This is a genomic window from Achromobacter sp. CF-sbj1-Ac2-l (genome assembly GCF_052698165.1).
The window spans coordinates 4,530,818-4,544,790 of sequence record NZ_CP199855.1 but is presented as its reverse complement, the minus strand read 5'-3'; the positions used below and the strand labels follow the sequence as shown (position 1 = coordinate 4,544,790).

Here is a 13,973-nt window from a genome sequence, read left to right as displayed (position 1 = left end):
CGTTAACAGCGCCGTCAGGCCCCCGGCCGTAGAATGCGAGCCATTGTAGTGGAGGTGAAACATGCAGACGCCTGACTGGGTGGCCCGGGGCCAGCCGCATATCTGGCAGCCCTACGCCCAGATGAAGACCGCGACGCCACCGTTGCCGGTGGTGCGCAGCCACGGCAGCCGCCTGGAGCTGGCCGACGGCCGCCAATTGATCGACGGCGTGGCGTCCTGGTGGACCGCCTGCCACGGCTACAACCACCCGCATATCGCCCAGGCGGTGCGGGCGCAGTTGGACGCCATGCCGCACGTCATGTTCGGCGGCCTGACGCACGAACCCGCGCTGACCCTGGCGCGGCGCCTGGCGGCCCTGCTGGGACCGGGGCTGGACCGCGTGTTCTATACGGACTCCGGCTCGGTGGCGGTGGAAGTCGCGATGAAGATGGCGGTGCAGTTCTGGCTCAACCAGGGCGAGCGCGGCCGCAGCCGCTTCCTGGCCTTCCGCGGCGGCTACCACGGCGACACCTTCGGCACCATGGCGGTGTGCGACCCCGACGAGGGCATGCACAGCCTGTTCCGCGGCATGCTGGCCGAGCACGACATCGTCGACCTGCCGCGCGACGACGCCGCCATGGCCCGGCTCGACGCCTTCCTGGAGACGCGCGGCCCGCAACTGGCCGGCATCCTGGTCGAACCGCTGGTGCAGGGCGCCGGCGGCATGCTGCTGCACGACCCCGAGGTGCTGCGGCGGCTGCGCCGGCTGGCCGACCGCCATGGCCTGCTGCTGATCTTCGACGAGATTTTCACCGGCTTCGGCCGCACCGGCACCCTGTTCGCGTTCGAGCAGGCCGGCATCCGCCCCGACATCATCACGCTGTCCAAGGCGCTGACCGGCGGCACGCTGCCGCTGGCCGCCACGGTGGCCAGCGGCCGGGTGTTCGACGCCTTCTGGTCGGACGATCCCTCGCACGCCCTGATGCACGGTCCCACCTTCATGGGCAACGCCCTGGCCTGCGCCGCCGCCAATGCCTCGCTCGATCTGTTCGAGAGCGAGCCGCGCCTGGCGCAGGCGCGGGCGCTGTCGTCCGCCCTGGCGGCGGGGCTGGCGCCATGCCGCGAGCTGGCCTGGGTGCGCGACGTGCGGGTGCTGGGCGCGATCGGCGTGGTCGAGCTGGACCGCATCGACGACCGCGAGGCCCTGAAGCGCCGCCTGGTCGAGGCCGGCGTCTGGGTGCGGCCGTTCGGCAATGTGGTGTATTTGACGCCGGCGCTGACCATCGCCCCGGACGAGCTGGACACGCTGATGCGGGCGGTGATCGCCGTGCTGCGCGCCCAACGGCCCTGAAGGCGGGCGCCAGCGGGCGGCCCCGCGGGCCAGAGGAGCTTTCGCGGATCCTCTGGCAATGCCGCGCCTGCGCTTGTGGGACGGCAATTCTGCAAGGCCGCCGCGCGCCGTGCCCGGGCAAATCGCCCGGCGTGCCTTGATCCAGGTCAAGGCGAGCGCCGGCGGCGCTGGGTAGCATCGGCGCATGCGAGCAAAATCCATCTTCGCCGTCCCGCCATCCCTGTCCGACGCCGAGCGCCAGCAGCGCCGGCATGCGCTGGTGCGCCTGTCGCTGGCGTGGCTGGCGATGATGCAGGTGATGATGTTCGCCTGGCCCGGCTACCTGCGCCACGAGGGCATACCCAAGGACGCCCTTGATACGCTCGACTGGGCCATCGTGCTGATGAACTGGGCCAGCCTGGCCCTGACGGTGCCGGTGGTGCTGTATTCGGCCTGGCCGATCTGGCGCCACGCCGGCGCCAACCTGCGCCAGGGCCGCGCCGGCATGGACGTGCCGGTGGCGCTGGGCATCGTCGCCGCCTTCATTCCCAGCGTGCATGCCACCTACACCGGTCACGGCGAGGTCTATTTCGATTCGGTCACCATGTTCGTGGCCTTCCTGCTGACGGCGCGCTACCTGGAACTGTGCGCGCGCCAGTCGTTCGGCGGCAGCGCCGGCGGCCAGCGCCACGCCCGGGTCGAGGTGCAACGCCAACTGCTGGGCGCCGGCGCCGACCGGCTGGCCTCGCGCTTCGTCATGGCGCAGGTGGCGCTGGCGCTGGGCGCGGCGGCGGTCTGGGCCTGGATCGACCCGGCCCACAGTATCCCGGTGATGGTGGCGCTGCTGGTGATGAGCTGTCCCTGTGCCATGTCGATGGCGGTGCCCACCGCCATGGCGTCGGCCCATGCGGCGCTGGCGGCGCATCCGTCCATGCCCGACGCGGCGCTGGACGCGCTGCTGGCCGAGGCGCAACGCAAGGCGCGCCAGAACCTGTATGGCTCGCTGGCCTGGCACCTGTTGATGACGCCGCTGGCGCTGGTCGGCTGGGTCACGCCCTGGCTGGCGGCCATCACCATGCTGCTGTCGTCGCTGGCGGTGGCCTACAACTCGTGGCGGCTGTCGCGCCGCGACTGGTCCGGCAGCCCGGCGCCCGACGGCGCGCTGGAAGCCGCGCCATGACCATCCTCTACCTGTTGCTGCCCCTGTCGCTGCTGTTCGTGCTGGCGATCGGCGTGTCGCTGTGGTGGGCCGTGTTCAACGGCCAATACGACGACACTGACAACGCCGGCACCGCCATCCTGCGCGACGACGATAGCGGGCCGGCCTCGCGCGGCTAGGATCGCGCGATCTCCCCAGGCGTCTCGCGGCGGCCATTCGCTGGCCGCCCGCCCGGCCTTGGCCGGCGTCCGCGCCAGCGACGTTGCCGCCGCGCCGCGGGTTCCCCTGCGCGAGCAATGGGGTTTGACGCACATCAACCCCGGTTTACCCGCGACCCCCCATCATTGAAACCTGGAGCTACTTGTTTCTTTTTGTTTTGGGGGAAGGGTGATGAACGATTGCGCCGCAATCGCAAGCAAGGCCGACACCTTCAACTACAGGATCGTGAGGCAGTTCGCGCTCATGACCGTGGTCTGGGGCATCGTCGGCATGGCTGTGGGCGTTTTTCTCGCCGCGCAGCTGATTTGGCCTCAGTTGAATTTCGACACCGCCTGGCTCAGCTACGGCCGCCTGCGTCCGCTGCACACCAACGCCGTGATCTTCGCCTTCGGCGGCAGCGCGCTGTTCGCGACCTCGTACTACGTGGTCCAGCGCACCTGTCAGACCCGCATTTTCTGTGACAAGCTGGCCGCGTTCACGTTCTGGGGCTGGCAGGCGGTCATCGTGGCCGCCGCCATCACCCTGCCGCTGGGCTACACCAGCAGCAAGGAATACGCCGAACTCGAATGGCCCATCGACATCCTGATCACGCTGGTCTGGGTGGCCTATGCCATCGTGTTCTTCGGCACCATCATCAAGCGCCGCTCCAAGCACATCTACGTGGCCAACTGGTTCTTCGGCTCGTACATCCTCACCATCGCCATCCTGCACATCTTCAACAACATCGAGATGCCGGTGACGCTGTGGAAGTCCTACTCGGCCTACGCCGGCGTGCAGGACGCCATGGTGCAGTGGTGGTACGGCCACAACGCGGTCGGCTTCTTCCTGACCACCAGCTTCCTGGGCATGATGTATTACTTCGTGCCCAAGCAGGCCGGCCGTCCGATCTATTCGTACCGCCTGTCCATCGTCCACTTCTGGGCGCTGGCCTTCACCTACATGTGGGCCGGTCCGCACCACCTGCTGTACACCTCGCTGCCCGACTGGACCCAGTCGCTGGGCATGACGTTCTCGCTGATCCTGCTGGCGCCGTCGTGGGGCGGCATGATCAACGGCATCATGACGCTGCAGGGCGCCTGGTACAAGCTGCGCACCGATCCGATCCTGAAGTTCATGGTGACGGCGCTGTCGTTCTACGGCATGGCCACGTTCGAAGGCTCGATGATGTCGATCCGCACCGTGAACGCCCTGTCGCACTACACCGACTGGACCATCGGCCACGTGCACTCCGGCGCGCTGGGCTGGGTCGCGATGATCTCGTTCGGCTCGCTCTACTACCTGATCCCGCGCCTGTATGGCCGCGAGAAGATGTACAGCGTCAAGGCCATCGAGCTGCACTTCTGGATCGCCACCATCGGCGTGGTGCTGTACATCGCCGCGATGTGGATCGCCGGGGTGCAGCAGGGCCTGATGTGGCGCGACACCGCCGCCGACGGCACGCTGGTCTACAGCTTCGTCGAGGAACTCAAGACGCGGGTGCCGTACTACCTGATCCGTCTGCTGGGCGGGGCGCTGTTCCTGTCGGGCGTGCTGGTCATGGCCTGGAACGTGTGGAAGACGGTGCGCGGCGCGCAGGCGGTCAACCCCGCCATCCCGCAGGACGATCCCCACACCGCCCGCGCGCCGGCTGTCGCCGCGCCCGCGCCGGCCACCGTTTGACGAGGACATCATGGCCAACAAGCAACAAGGCTTTTTCTCTCACCAGACACTCGAGAAGAACATCGGCTGGATGATCATCGCCAGCATCCTGGTGGTGTCCTTCGCCGGCCTGGTGCAGATCGTGCCGCTGTTTTTCCAGCACAGCACCACGCAGCCGGTGGCGGGGGTCGAACCCTACAGCCCGCTGCGCCTGATGGGGCGCGACGTCTACATCCGCGAAGGCTGTGTCGGCTGCCACTCGCAGCAGGTGCGCCTGCTGGCCGCCGAAGTGCAGCGCTACGGCTCGTACTCGCTGGCCTCGGAGTCGGTGTTCGACCATCCCTTCCTGTGGGGATCCAAGCGCACCGGCCCGGATCTGGCGCGCGTGGGCGAGCGTTATTCCGACGACTGGCACCGCATCCACCTGCGCAATCCGCGCCAGGTGGTGCCGGAATCCAACATGCCGGCCTATCCGTGGCTGGAAAAGACCGTGATCACCGGCCAGAACGTCGAGCAGCGCATGCGCGCGCTGCGCGCCCTGGGCGTGCCCTACACCGACGAGGAGATCGCCGCGGCGCCCAAGGCCATCGAGGGCAAGACCGAAGAGGACGCGCTGGTGGCCTACCTGCAGGGGCTGGGCGTGGGCGTGCGCAAGGCGCAGCAGGCCAAAAAGGCGGAAGAAGCCAAGAAGGCCGAAGAAGCCCGCAAGGCCGCGCAGCCGGCGCCCGCCGCTACGCAACCCGCGGCGTCGGGAGGTTGATCATGGCTTTGCTGAGCGCAATCGTCACCGCCATTTCGATGGCAACCTTTTTCGGCATCGTCTGGTGGGCCTGCTCGCGCGGCCGCCAGCATGCCAACAGCGAATCGGCCATGCTGCCGTTCGCGCTGCCCGATGAGTTCGGGCCGGCACAACAAGATGGAGCGGATCGGTCATGAGCGATTTCGTCAATGGCTTCTGGGGGTATTTCATCTCGATCGTCGCCGTGGGCGGCGTGGTGTGGTGTGTGTGGCTGCTGTACACGCAGCGCCGCTGGCTCAAAACCAAGCCGGCCAACGGCCAGGTCGAGGACACGGGCCACGTCTGGGACGGCGACCTCACCGAACTGAACAACCCGGTGCCCGGCTGGTGGACCTGGATGTACCTGCTGGCCTGCGCCTTCGCGCTGGGCTACCTGTTCTTCATGCCGGGCCTGGGTTCGTACAAGGGCCAATTGGGCTACAGCAGCGCCAACGAGGTGGCGCAGCAACAGGCAAAAATGGCCGAGGCCGTGCGCCCGATCTACGCGCGTTTCGAGACCATGACGGTGCCGCAGATCGCCGCGGATCCGGGCGCCCGTGAAATCGGCCAGCGCCTGTTCCTGAACACCTGCTCGCAGTGCCATGGTTCGGACGCCAAGGGCGGCCCCAGCTTCCCCAACCTGACCGACAGCGACTGGCTGCACGGCGGCTCGCCCGAGGCCATCATGCAGACCATCACCCATGGCCGCATCGGCGTGATGCCGCCCTGGAAAGCCGCCATCGACCCCAAGACCGCCGGCGACATCGCGCAGTACGTGCGTTCGCTGTCGGGCCTGACGGCCGACCCGGTCCGGGTGTTCCGCGGCAAGCGCGAGTTCGCCAATTTCTGCGTGGCCTGTCACGGTGTCGACGGCAAGGGCAACCAGGCGCTGGGCGCGCCCAACCTTACCGATGACGTCTGGCTCTATGGCAGTTCGGAAGCCACCATCGTCAAGACCATCCTGGATGGGCGCGAAAACCGCATGCCGGCGCACGGCGACATCCTGACCCCGGAACAGATCAAGATCCTGACGGCATGGGTCTGGGGCCTGTCGAACAAGCCGGACGCGCAACCGCAACCGGCCTCGGCCGCCGCCTCGGCCAACTAGGCATCGCCACATAGGTGGGGGCGCGCCGCGACGGCAGCCCCCATATCGCATGGACTTACCGCACGGAGCAGCACATGGATGATGGGTCAACCGCAAGCGTCAGCAGTCCGCCTGGCGGCGACCCGCCACCCTGGCGGCCGCACGTGCGGCCGCCGCGTCCGGGCCAGGAAACGCTGGAGCAGACCCTGGCCGACGTGCGCGGCAAGATCTATCCGCGCTCGGTCAGCGGCATCTTCGCGCGCTGGCGCATCGCCTTCGTCTTCCTCACCCAACTGATCTTCTACGGCCTGCCGTGGCTGCAATGGAACGGCCGCCAGGCGGTGCTGTTCGACCTGGGCGCGCGCAAGTTCTACCTGTTCGGCCTGGTGCTGTGGCCGCAGGACGTGGTCTACCTGGCGGTGCTGCTGGTGATCTCGGCGCTGGCGCTGTTCCTGTTCACCGCGGTGGCGGGGCGGCTGTTCTGCGGCTACGCCTGTCCGCAGACGGTCTACACCGAGATCTTCATGTGGATCGAGCGCAAGGTCGAAGGCGACCGCGTCGCCCGCATCCGGCTCGATGAATCGCCCTGGACCTGGCGCAAGGCGCGCCTGAAGGTCACCAAGCACTTCCTGTGGATCGCGCTGGCCTGGTGGACGGGCTCCACCTTCATCGGCTACTTCGCGCCGATCCGCGAGCTGGGCCACGAGCTGTTCACGCTGCAGCTCGGGCCGTGGCAGTGGTTCTGGATGGTGTTCTACGGCTTCGCCACCTGGGGCAATGCCGGCTTCATGCGCGAGTCGGTGTGCAAGTACATGTGCCCGTACGCGCGCTTCCAGAGCGTGATGGTCGATCCCGATACCTTCGTCGTGACCTACGACAAGCGCCGCGGCGATCCGCGCGGCGGCCGTTCGCGCAAGGTCGACCACAAGGCCGCGGGGCTGGGCGACTGCGTCGATTGCAGCCTGTGCGTGCAGGTCTGTCCGACCGGCATCGACATCCGCGAGGGCCTGCAATACATGTGCATCGGCTGCGGCGCCTGTATCGATGCCTGCGAACAGGTGATGGACAAGATGCAGTATCCGTCCGGGCTGATCCGCTACACGTCCGAGCGCGCCATGCTGGACGGGCTGTCGACGCAAAGCGCGCGCTCGCACCTGTTGCGGCCGCGGGTGCTGATCTACGGCTCGCTGATCCTGGTGCTGGCGGTGGCGTTCGTGACCTCGCTGGCGATGCGCAACCCGCTGCGGGTGGACGTGATCCGCGATCGCGGCGCGCTGGGTCGAGAGGTGGCGGGCGGCATGATCGAGAACGTGTACCGGCTGCAGATCATCAATACCTCGGATTCGCCGCTGCGGCTGCGGCTGTCGGCCGACGGCATGCCTGGGCTGGCGGTGCGCGCCGGGCAAAGCGAGTCGGACGTGGTGGACGTGGAGCCGGCGGCCAACAAGCTGGTGCCGATGGTGATCCGCGCCCCGGCCGGCGCCGAGCCGGGCGCCCACCCGATCACGCTGCGGGCCCGCGCCCACGATCAGGAGAACCGGCCGGTCGAGACCGATGAAGCCGCGAGTTTTTATGTCCCCGAGTGATTCCGAATAAAGGATGCCGACGATGAATACTGCCCATGTAGCCGCGCCGATGCCGGTGAAACCCTGGTACCGCGAATTCTGGCCCTGGTTCCTGATGGCGGGGCCGTTCCTGGCGGTGATCGGTTGCGCCATCACGATCTACCTGGCCTATACGCAGTTCGCCAATCAGCCGATCCAGGAAGGCGTGGTCAAGCGCGGCCTGGTGATCGAGCCGGCGGACACGGTGCCGACGCCGCCGCCCGCGATCGGCGTTCGTTGACGATTCCCGGAGGCGCGGCATGGGGTTGAGATCGCTGATGTGGATACTGTGGCCGTCGTTCCTGGCGGCGGCCGTGGGCAGCGCGATTGTCTTTGCGCTGATCGATCCGTTGGACGTGGCGGTGTTCGGGTATGTGCCGACGGGGCGGGTGGGGTTTTATACGGTGTCGTTCTTTTTGCTTTGGGGGATGGCGGGGGCGTCGAGTGCGTTGACGGCTTATTTGATGCCTAAGGTGGAGGAGGATCCGGATCTTTAGGTCGGTTCTTTTTCTGGGGGGCTTCGTGGGGGGCGTTGTTGTGGGCGCGCTTCGTAGGTCGCCCCTCGCGGCGGGCGAGTCGGTGGCGGGCGCCCACGATTGCGGTCCGGAGCGTTCGCTCCGGACTGCCCCGTTGTCATCCTCGTCCTCGCCTTCGGCGACTCCTACGGATTCCCTCGGGCGCATCGAGGTTGCCCGCCACCGACTCGCCCGCCGCGAGGGGCTGCGAGCGTCTTGGAGCGTCGCGTTGTCAGGACGGTGGGGGCATGGAGAGGTTTGCGGGGCCCGCCCCAGGTCGGCCGCGCGGGCGGCCTTTTGGGGCTTACGCGGTGTGTTGCGTCGGGGCGGTGTTGGGGTGTTGGCGGCTGATGGGGCTGCGCCGGGGGAAGGTTGTATTTGCCCTGGGTGTCTTGCGTCTTTATTCCGTGTCGTGCAGCAGGTCCACGAAGTGCCTGGCCGGCGCGCTTAGCGGGCGGTCCTTGGGGATGATGCTGCCGAAGGCGGTCAGGGTGTGCTGGAGTTGGTAGGGGATGATCGCGAGCAGGCCGTGGCGGGCGTAGCGGCTGGCGACGGAGTCGGGGATGACGCCGAGCATGTCGGACTTCATGGCCAGGTTGGTGGTGGTGAGGATCGAGGCCGATTCGATCAGGCCCTTGGGCAGGGCGGTGTCGTGGGCGCGGAATTCCTGTTCCAGGACGTCGCGCATGGGGCTGCCGTGGGGTTGCAGGATCCAGGGGTAGGCCTGCAGCGCGTCGAAGCTGATGCGCTTGCGGCGGGTCAGGGGGTGGTCGACGGCGGCGATGACGGACAGGGCCTCGTCGCCGATGGGGCGGAAGACGTAATGGCGTTCGGACAGGGTCAGCATGCGGCCGATGACGACGTCGAGTTTGCCCTCGTTCAGCCGTTCGATCAGCAGGTCGCTGGTGCCGGTGGAGATCTCCACGGCCAGTAGCGGATAGGTCTGTTTCAGGCGCAGCAGGGCGTCGGTCAGGTGGCCCGGCGAGGCGGCCATGATGCTGCCGATGAAAAGTTTGCCGGCGCTGCCCAGGCGCAATTCCTCCAGCTCGCGCGCCAGCGACGAGACCGTGCCGCGCATGCCGCGGAAATACCCCATCACGCATTCCCCGGCGGCGGTCAGCGCCAGGCCGCGGCCGACCCGTTCGAACAGCGGCTGGCCGATGGCCAGTTCCAGTTCGTGCAGCATCTTGCTGGCGGCGGACTGGGTCATGTTGAGCTGGGCGGCGGCGGCGCGCAGGGTGCCGCGTTCCTCGATGGCCAGCAGCAGCACGATCTGCCGCATGCGCAGGCGCGACAGCAGCGCGGGGACGTTCGGGACGCGTTCCATGATTGATCGCCTGTAGTGAACGGTTGGTGCAAAAGTTTCATTTTACGGAAACAGCGGTTGTTTCTAAGATGCAGGCATAACAAAGCCCGCTACGGGCCATAAGCCCCCAAGGAGACAACCATGAAGACTCGGCTTTATGCCGCATTGGCGGCGGGCGTGCTGTGCCTGTCCGCCGCCGCACCCGCCCCGGCGCAGAGCGCCGATTGGCCGACCCGGCCGCTGCGCCTGCTGGTGGGCTCGGCCCCCGGCGGCGGCACCGACGCCATGGCGCGCGCCGTGGCCGACAAGCTTGGGCCAATGCTCAAGCAGACCGTGGTGGTGGAGAACAAGCCGGGCGCGTCCAACACGCTGGCGGCGGACCTGGCGGCCAAGTCTAGCGACGGCCACACCATGGTGATGGGCGTGTCCACCGCGCATGCGATCGCGCCGCACCTGCTCAAGCTGGGCTACGACAACGACCGCGACCTGACGCCGGTGGTGTTCGTGGGCGCGGTGCCGAACATCCTGGTGGTCAACAACCAGTTGCCGGCGCAATCGGTGCAGGAGCTGATCGCGCTGCTCAAGCGCAAGCCGGGCGAATACAACTTCGCCAGCAGCGGCTCGGGCAGCACCCAGCACATCGCCGCCGAGCTGTTCAAGGACGCCACTGGCGTGCAGATGACGCACATTCCCTATCGCGGCAGCGGCCCGGCCATGGTCGACCTGATGGGCGGCCAGGTGCAGATCGCCTTCGAGACCGCGTCCTCCGTCATCCCGCACGTCAAGAGCGGCAAGGTGCGCGCGCTGGCGGTGCTGAGCGCCAGGCGCAACCCGCAGTTGCCCGATGTGCCGACCATGGCCGAGGCCGGCGTCAGCGGCGTCGAGATGAGCGCCTGGTACGGCATCTACATGCCCAGCGGCACGCCGGCGGCGGTGCAGCAGCGCGTGCATGACTCGGTCAATGCGGTATTGGCCATGCCCGAGACCCAGACGCGCCTGCAGGCGATCGGCGCCGACATCAATCCGATGAGCCAGGCGCAATTCTCGCAGTTTCACCAGGCCGAGAACCAGCGCTACGCCGGCATCATCAAGAAGAACCATATCTCCGTGGAATGAAGCACAGCATGAGCAACGACCGCAACGCCGCCAAACCCGTCATCGCCCTGACGCTGGGCGATCCCGCCGGCATCGGCCCCGAACTGATCGCGCGCCTGCTGGCGCGGCCCGAGGCGGCGCAACTGGCCAACATCGTGCTGGTGGGCGATGAATGGTTGTGGCGTGAAGGCCAGCGGGTGGCCGGGGTGCAGGTGGCCACGCGGGCCGTGGCCGGCTTCGACGCCGTGCGGACGAGGCCGGATACCGGCGTGCCGGCGTGGCTGGCGATGGATACCGTGCGGCGCGAGGACGTCAACCTGGGCCAGGCGCAGGCGCCCGGCGGCGCCTCGGTGCTGCGGGTGCTAAACGCCTGCATGGACGCGGCGCTGGCCGGCCACATCGACGCCATCTGCTTCGCGCCGTTGAACAAGCACGCGATGAAGCAGGGCGGGCTGCGCCACGATGACGAGTTGCACCACTTCGCGCAGTACCTGGGCGTGACGGGCTACTTCTGCGAGTTCAACACGCTGGGCGAGCTGTGGACCTCGCGCGTGTCCTCGCACATTCCGCTCAAGGACGCCGCCGCCGCGCTCAGCATCGACGGCATCAAGGCCGCCACGCGGCTGATCTACCAGTCGCTGCAGGCCAACGGCGTGGCCGCGCCGCGGGTGGCGGTGGCGGCGTTCAATCCGCATGGCGGCGATGGCGGCACCTGCGGCCGCGAAGAGGTCGACATCATCGCCCCGGCCGTGCGCCAACTGAACCAGGAAGGGCTGCCGGTGCAGGGCCCGTTCCCGGCCGACACCATCTTCCTGAAGGCGCAGGCGGGCGAGTTCCAGGCCATCGTCACCATGTACCACGACCAGGGCCAGATCGCGATCAAGCTGCTGGGCTTCTCGCGCGGCGTGACGGTGCAGGGCGGCCTGCCGATCCCGATCACCACGCCGGCCCACGGCACCGCCTACGACATCGCCGGCCAGGGACGCGCCAGCGTCGACGCCACCTGGCAGGCCTTCCGCATCGCCTGCCGCATGGGCCTGTCGCACCGCGCCGCGCGCGCGGCGGCCTGAGGCGGCAGTTCCCTCCGATTCATCGCATCGTTCGATCCTTTTTTTGCAGGAATCCCCATGAAGATCAAATCCGTCCGCGCGCGCGTCTTTGAATGGACCGGCAAGACCGTGCCGCCGCAAGGCAACTTCTGCTCCAACGCCATGGACCTGCTGTATTCGCCGCAGGAAACCATGAGCACCTTCCGCTTCCACGGCTGGACCGTGGTCGAGGTCGAGACCGACGACGGCATCGTCGGGCTGGGCAACGTGGCGCTGGCGCCGCGGGTGGCCAAGGCCATCATCGACCAGTACCTGGCGCCGCTGGTGATCGGCCAGGACCCGTGGGACTACGAATACCTGTGGCAGCGCATGTACCGCGCCACCCATGCCTGGGGCCGCAAGGGCGTGACCATGGCGGCGATCTCGGGCGTGGACCTGGCGATCTGGGACATCCTGGGCAAGTCGGTCGGCAAGCCGGTCTTCAAGCTGCTGGGCGGGCGCACCAAGGAGAAGATTCCGGTCTATTACTCCAAGCTCTACCGCACTGATCTCAAGGCCATGCAGGAAGAGGCCCAGACCTACCTGGACCAGGGCTTCACCGCCTTCAAGATGCGCTTCGGCTACGGCCCGGCGCACCTGCAGCGCGGCGTGTCGGAGAACCTGAAGTCGGTCGAGGCGGTGCGCGAGGTGATCGGCTACGACACCGACCTGATGCTCGAATGCTACATGGGCTGGAACCTGGAATACGCCAAGCGCATGCTGCCCAAGCTGGAGAAGTTCGAGCCGCGCTGGCTGGAGGAACCGGTCATCGCCGACGACATCGACGGCTATGCCGAACTGAACCAGCTCACCTCGATCCCGATCTCGGGCGGCGAGCACGAGTTCTCGCTGTATGGCTTCAAGCAACTGCTGGACCGCAAGGCGGTGTCGGTGGTGCAGTACGACACCAACCGCGTCGGCGGCATCACCGCCGCCCACAAGATCAATGCCCTGTGCGAAGCCTACAGCGTGCCGGTCATCCCGCACGCCGGCCAGATGCACAACTACCACCTGACCATGAGCACGCTGGCCTCGCCCATGAGCGAGTACTTCCCGATGTTCGACGTGGAAGTGGGCAATGAACTCTTCTACTACATCTTCGACGGCGAGCCGGTGGCCAGGGAAGGCTTCATCGACCTGGACGACAACCGGCCGGGCCTGGGCCTGAGCCTGAAGACCGAATACCTGAAAGACTTCAACATCATCGAGTGAGCGCCATGACCACGACGACTGTGCCGGCGCCGCGCTATCGCGGCATCTTTCCGGTGGTGCCCACCATCTTCACCGAAGCGGGCGAGCTGGACCTGGCGGCCCAGAAGCGCGCCGTCGATTTCATGATCGACAGCGGCGTGGACGGCCTGTGCATCCTGGCCAACTTCTCCGAGCAGTTCTCGCTGTCGGACGACGAGCGCGAGGTGCTGACACGTACGTTGCTGGAGCACGTGGCCGGCCGGGTGCCGGTGATCGTCACCACCACGCACTACGGCACCCGGGTGTGCGCGGCGCGCAGCCGCCGGGCGCAGGCGCAGGGCGCGGCCATGGTGATGATCATGCCGCCGTACCACGGGGCCACCATCCGCGTTGCCGAGGAGCAGGTGGTCGGGTTCTTCCAGCAGGTGTCGGACGCCATCGACATCCCCATCATGATCCAGGACGCGCCGGTCGCCGGCACGCCGCTGCCCGCCGCGCTGCTGGCGCGCATGGCGCGCGAGATCGCGCAGGTGTCGTACTTCAAGATCGAGACCGCCGGCGCGGCCAGCAAGCTGCGCGACCTGATCGCGCTGGGCGGCGCGGCGGTGGAAGGGCCGTGGGATGGCGAAGAGGCCATCACGCTGCTGCCGGACCTGGACGCCGGCGCCACCGGCTCCATGACGGGCGGCGGTTTCGCCGACGGCATCCGGCCGATCATCGAGGCGCATCGCGCAGGCCGCGCCGACGACGCCTACCGCCTGTATGAGCGCTGGCTGCCGCTCATCAACTACGAGAACCGCCAGGGCGGCATCCTGACCGCCAAGGCGCTGATGAAGGCCGGCGGCGTGATCGCCTGCGACGCGCCGCGCCATCCGTTCCCGGCCATGCGGCCGGAAGTGCGGCAGGGCCTGCTGGACGTGGCGCGGCGGCTGGATCCGCTGGTGCTGCGCTGGGCGCGCTAAGGCGCCCGGCCGGGGACGGGCG

Annotated in this window: 15 protein-coding genes; 14 read left to right on the top strand and 1 reads right to left on the bottom strand. The window is 67.7% G+C overall.

The annotated features are described in order from the left end of the window. Positions 1-61: 61 nt before the first annotated feature. From ACUDCK_RS20735 to ACUDCK_RS20690, 10 genes are all read left to right on the top strand, one after another. On the top strand, positions 62-1,330 hold the full coding sequence (locus ACUDCK_RS20735) for an adenosylmethionine--8-amino-7-oxononanoate transaminase (protein WP_064523530.1): 1,269 nt from the start codon (positions 62-64) through the stop codon (positions 1,328-1,330). A gap of 184 nt (positions 1,331-1,514) precedes the next feature. Continuing rightward, positions 1,515-2,489 carry a P-type ATPase gene (locus tag ACUDCK_RS20730; protein ID WP_175166562.1) on the top strand — a complete coding sequence of 325 codons (975 nt, stop codon included), beginning with the start codon at positions 1,515-1,517 and terminating at the stop codon, positions 2,487-2,489. After that, complete coding sequence (gene ccoS, locus ACUDCK_RS20725; protein ID WP_006390533.1) at positions 2,486-2,647, top strand: cbb3-type cytochrome oxidase assembly protein CcoS; 162 nt, start codon at positions 2,486-2,488, stop codon at positions 2,645-2,647. Before ACUDCK_RS20730 ends, ccoS begins: the two co-directional genes overlap by 4 nt. A 211-nt stretch (positions 2,648-2,858) precedes the next feature. Continuing rightward, complete coding sequence (ccoN, locus tag ACUDCK_RS20720; protein WP_116792114.1) at positions 2,859-4,346, top strand: cytochrome-c oxidase, cbb3-type subunit I; 1,488 nt, start codon at positions 2,859-2,861, stop codon at positions 4,344-4,346. A 10-nt stretch (positions 4,347-4,356) separates the two neighbouring features. Next, complete coding sequence (ccoO, locus tag ACUDCK_RS20715) at positions 4,357-5,085, top strand: cytochrome-c oxidase, cbb3-type subunit II (RefSeq protein WP_175166563.1); 729 nt, start codon at positions 4,357-4,359, stop codon at positions 5,083-5,085. Next, complete coding sequence (locus ACUDCK_RS20710) at positions 5,085-5,261, top strand: cbb3-type cytochrome oxidase subunit 3 (protein WP_080977556.1); 177 nt, start codon at positions 5,085-5,087, stop codon at positions 5,259-5,261. Before ccoO ends, ACUDCK_RS20710 begins: the two co-directional genes overlap by 1 nt. Further along, entirely contained in the window at positions 5,258-6,211 is a 954-nt protein-coding gene (gene ccoP / locus ACUDCK_RS20705) for a cytochrome-c oxidase, cbb3-type subunit III (protein ID WP_054503207.1), read from the top strand. The genes ACUDCK_RS20710 and ccoP overlap by 4 nt, the downstream gene beginning before the upstream one ends. A gap of 74 nt (positions 6,212-6,285) precedes the next feature. Next, entirely contained in the window at positions 6,286-7,776 is a 1,491-nt protein-coding gene (gene ccoG / locus ACUDCK_RS20700; RefSeq protein ID WP_054503206.1) for a cytochrome c oxidase accessory protein CcoG, read from the top strand. Positions 7,777-7,798: 22 nt separating this feature from the next. Then, on the top strand, positions 7,799-8,035 hold the full coding sequence (locus tag ACUDCK_RS20695) for a FixH family protein (RefSeq protein ID WP_054503205.1): 237 nt from the start codon (positions 7,799-7,801) through the stop codon (positions 8,033-8,035). Between the two features lie 19 nt (positions 8,036-8,054). Further along, positions 8,055-8,291: a hypothetical protein gene (locus tag ACUDCK_RS20690; RefSeq protein WP_026383281.1), complete on the top strand. Its 237-nt coding sequence runs from the start codon at positions 8,055-8,057 to the stop codon at positions 8,289-8,291. A 418-nt stretch (positions 8,292-8,709) separates the two neighbouring features. Here ACUDCK_RS20690 and ACUDCK_RS20685 read toward each other — a convergent pair whose 3' ends face one another. Continuing rightward, entirely contained in the window at positions 8,710-9,636 is a 927-nt protein-coding gene (locus ACUDCK_RS20685; RefSeq protein WP_064527261.1) for a LysR family transcriptional regulator, read from the bottom strand. A 120-nt stretch (positions 9,637-9,756) separates the two neighbouring features. On the opposite strand from ACUDCK_RS20685, the gene ACUDCK_RS20680 reads away from it, so the two are divergent. Genes ACUDCK_RS20680 through ACUDCK_RS20665 form a run of 4 tightly spaced genes read left to right on the top strand, consistent with a single transcriptional unit; the run spans position 9,757 to position 13,951 of the window. Next, a complete protein-coding gene (locus ACUDCK_RS20680; RefSeq protein ID WP_175166564.1) occupies positions 9,757-10,731 on the top strand; it encodes a Bug family tripartite tricarboxylate transporter substrate binding protein in 975 nt (324 codons plus the stop codon). Positions 10,732-10,739: 8 nt separating this feature from the next. Continuing rightward, positions 10,740-11,780, top strand: coding sequence for a 4-hydroxythreonine-4-phosphate dehydrogenase PdxA (locus ACUDCK_RS20675; protein WP_054503202.1), 1,041 nt, complete (start codon positions 10,740-10,742; stop codon positions 11,778-11,780). 57 nt (positions 11,781-11,837) lie between these two features. Further along, a complete protein-coding gene (locus ACUDCK_RS20670; protein WP_064527265.1) occupies positions 11,838-13,010 on the top strand; it encodes an L-rhamnonate dehydratase in 1,173 nt (390 codons plus the stop codon). Between the two features lie 5 nt (positions 13,011-13,015). After that, positions 13,016-13,951, top strand: coding sequence for a dihydrodipicolinate synthase family protein (locus ACUDCK_RS20665; protein ID WP_175166565.1), 936 nt, complete (start codon positions 13,016-13,018; stop codon positions 13,949-13,951). The last annotated feature ends 22 nt before the right edge of the window (positions 13,952-13,973 follow it).

Bases quoted from the DNA above. Each gene is read 5' to 3' on its own strand.
- ACUDCK_RS20670 (WP_064527265.1), top strand. From the start codon at position 11,838: ATGAAGATCAAATCCGTCCGCGCGCGCGTCTTTGAATGGACCGGCAAG.
- ACUDCK_RS20685 (WP_064527261.1), bottom strand. From the start codon at position 9,636: ATGGAACGCGTCCCGAACGTCCCCGCGCTGCTGTCGCGCCTGCGCATG.
- ACUDCK_RS20730 (WP_175166562.1), top strand. From the start codon at position 1,515: ATGCGAGCAAAATCCATCTTCGCCGTCCCGCCATCCCTGTCCGACGCC.
- ACUDCK_RS20680 (WP_175166564.1), top strand. From the start codon at position 9,757: ATGAAGACTCGGCTTTATGCCGCATTGGCGGCGGGCGTGCTGTGCCTG.
- ccoS (WP_006390533.1), top strand. From the start codon at position 2,486: ATGACCATCCTCTACCTGTTGCTGCCCCTGTCGCTGCTGTTCGTGCTG.
- ccoG (WP_054503206.1), top strand. From the start codon at position 6,286: ATGGATGATGGGTCAACCGCAAGCGTCAGCAGTCCGCCTGGCGGCGAC.
- ccoO (WP_175166563.1), top strand. From the start codon at position 4,357: ATGGCCAACAAGCAACAAGGCTTTTTCTCTCACCAGACACTCGAGAAG.
- ACUDCK_RS20735 (WP_064523530.1), top strand. From the start codon at position 62: ATGCAGACGCCTGACTGGGTGGCCCGGGGCCAGCCGCATATCTGGCAG.
- ccoN (WP_116792114.1), top strand. From the start codon at position 2,859: ATGAACGATTGCGCCGCAATCGCAAGCAAGGCCGACACCTTCAACTAC.
- ccoP (WP_054503207.1), top strand. From the start codon at position 5,258: ATGAGCGATTTCGTCAATGGCTTCTGGGGGTATTTCATCTCGATCGTC.
- ACUDCK_RS20675 (WP_054503202.1), top strand. From the start codon at position 10,740: ATGAGCAACGACCGCAACGCCGCCAAACCCGTCATCGCCCTGACGCTG.
- ACUDCK_RS20665 (WP_175166565.1), top strand. From the start codon at position 13,016: ATGACCACGACGACTGTGCCGGCGCCGCGCTATCGCGGCATCTTTCCG.
- ACUDCK_RS20690 (WP_026383281.1), top strand. From the start codon at position 8,055: ATGGGGTTGAGATCGCTGATGTGGATACTGTGGCCGTCGTTCCTGGCG.
- ACUDCK_RS20695 (WP_054503205.1), top strand. From the start codon at position 7,799: ATGAATACTGCCCATGTAGCCGCGCCGATGCCGGTGAAACCCTGGTAC.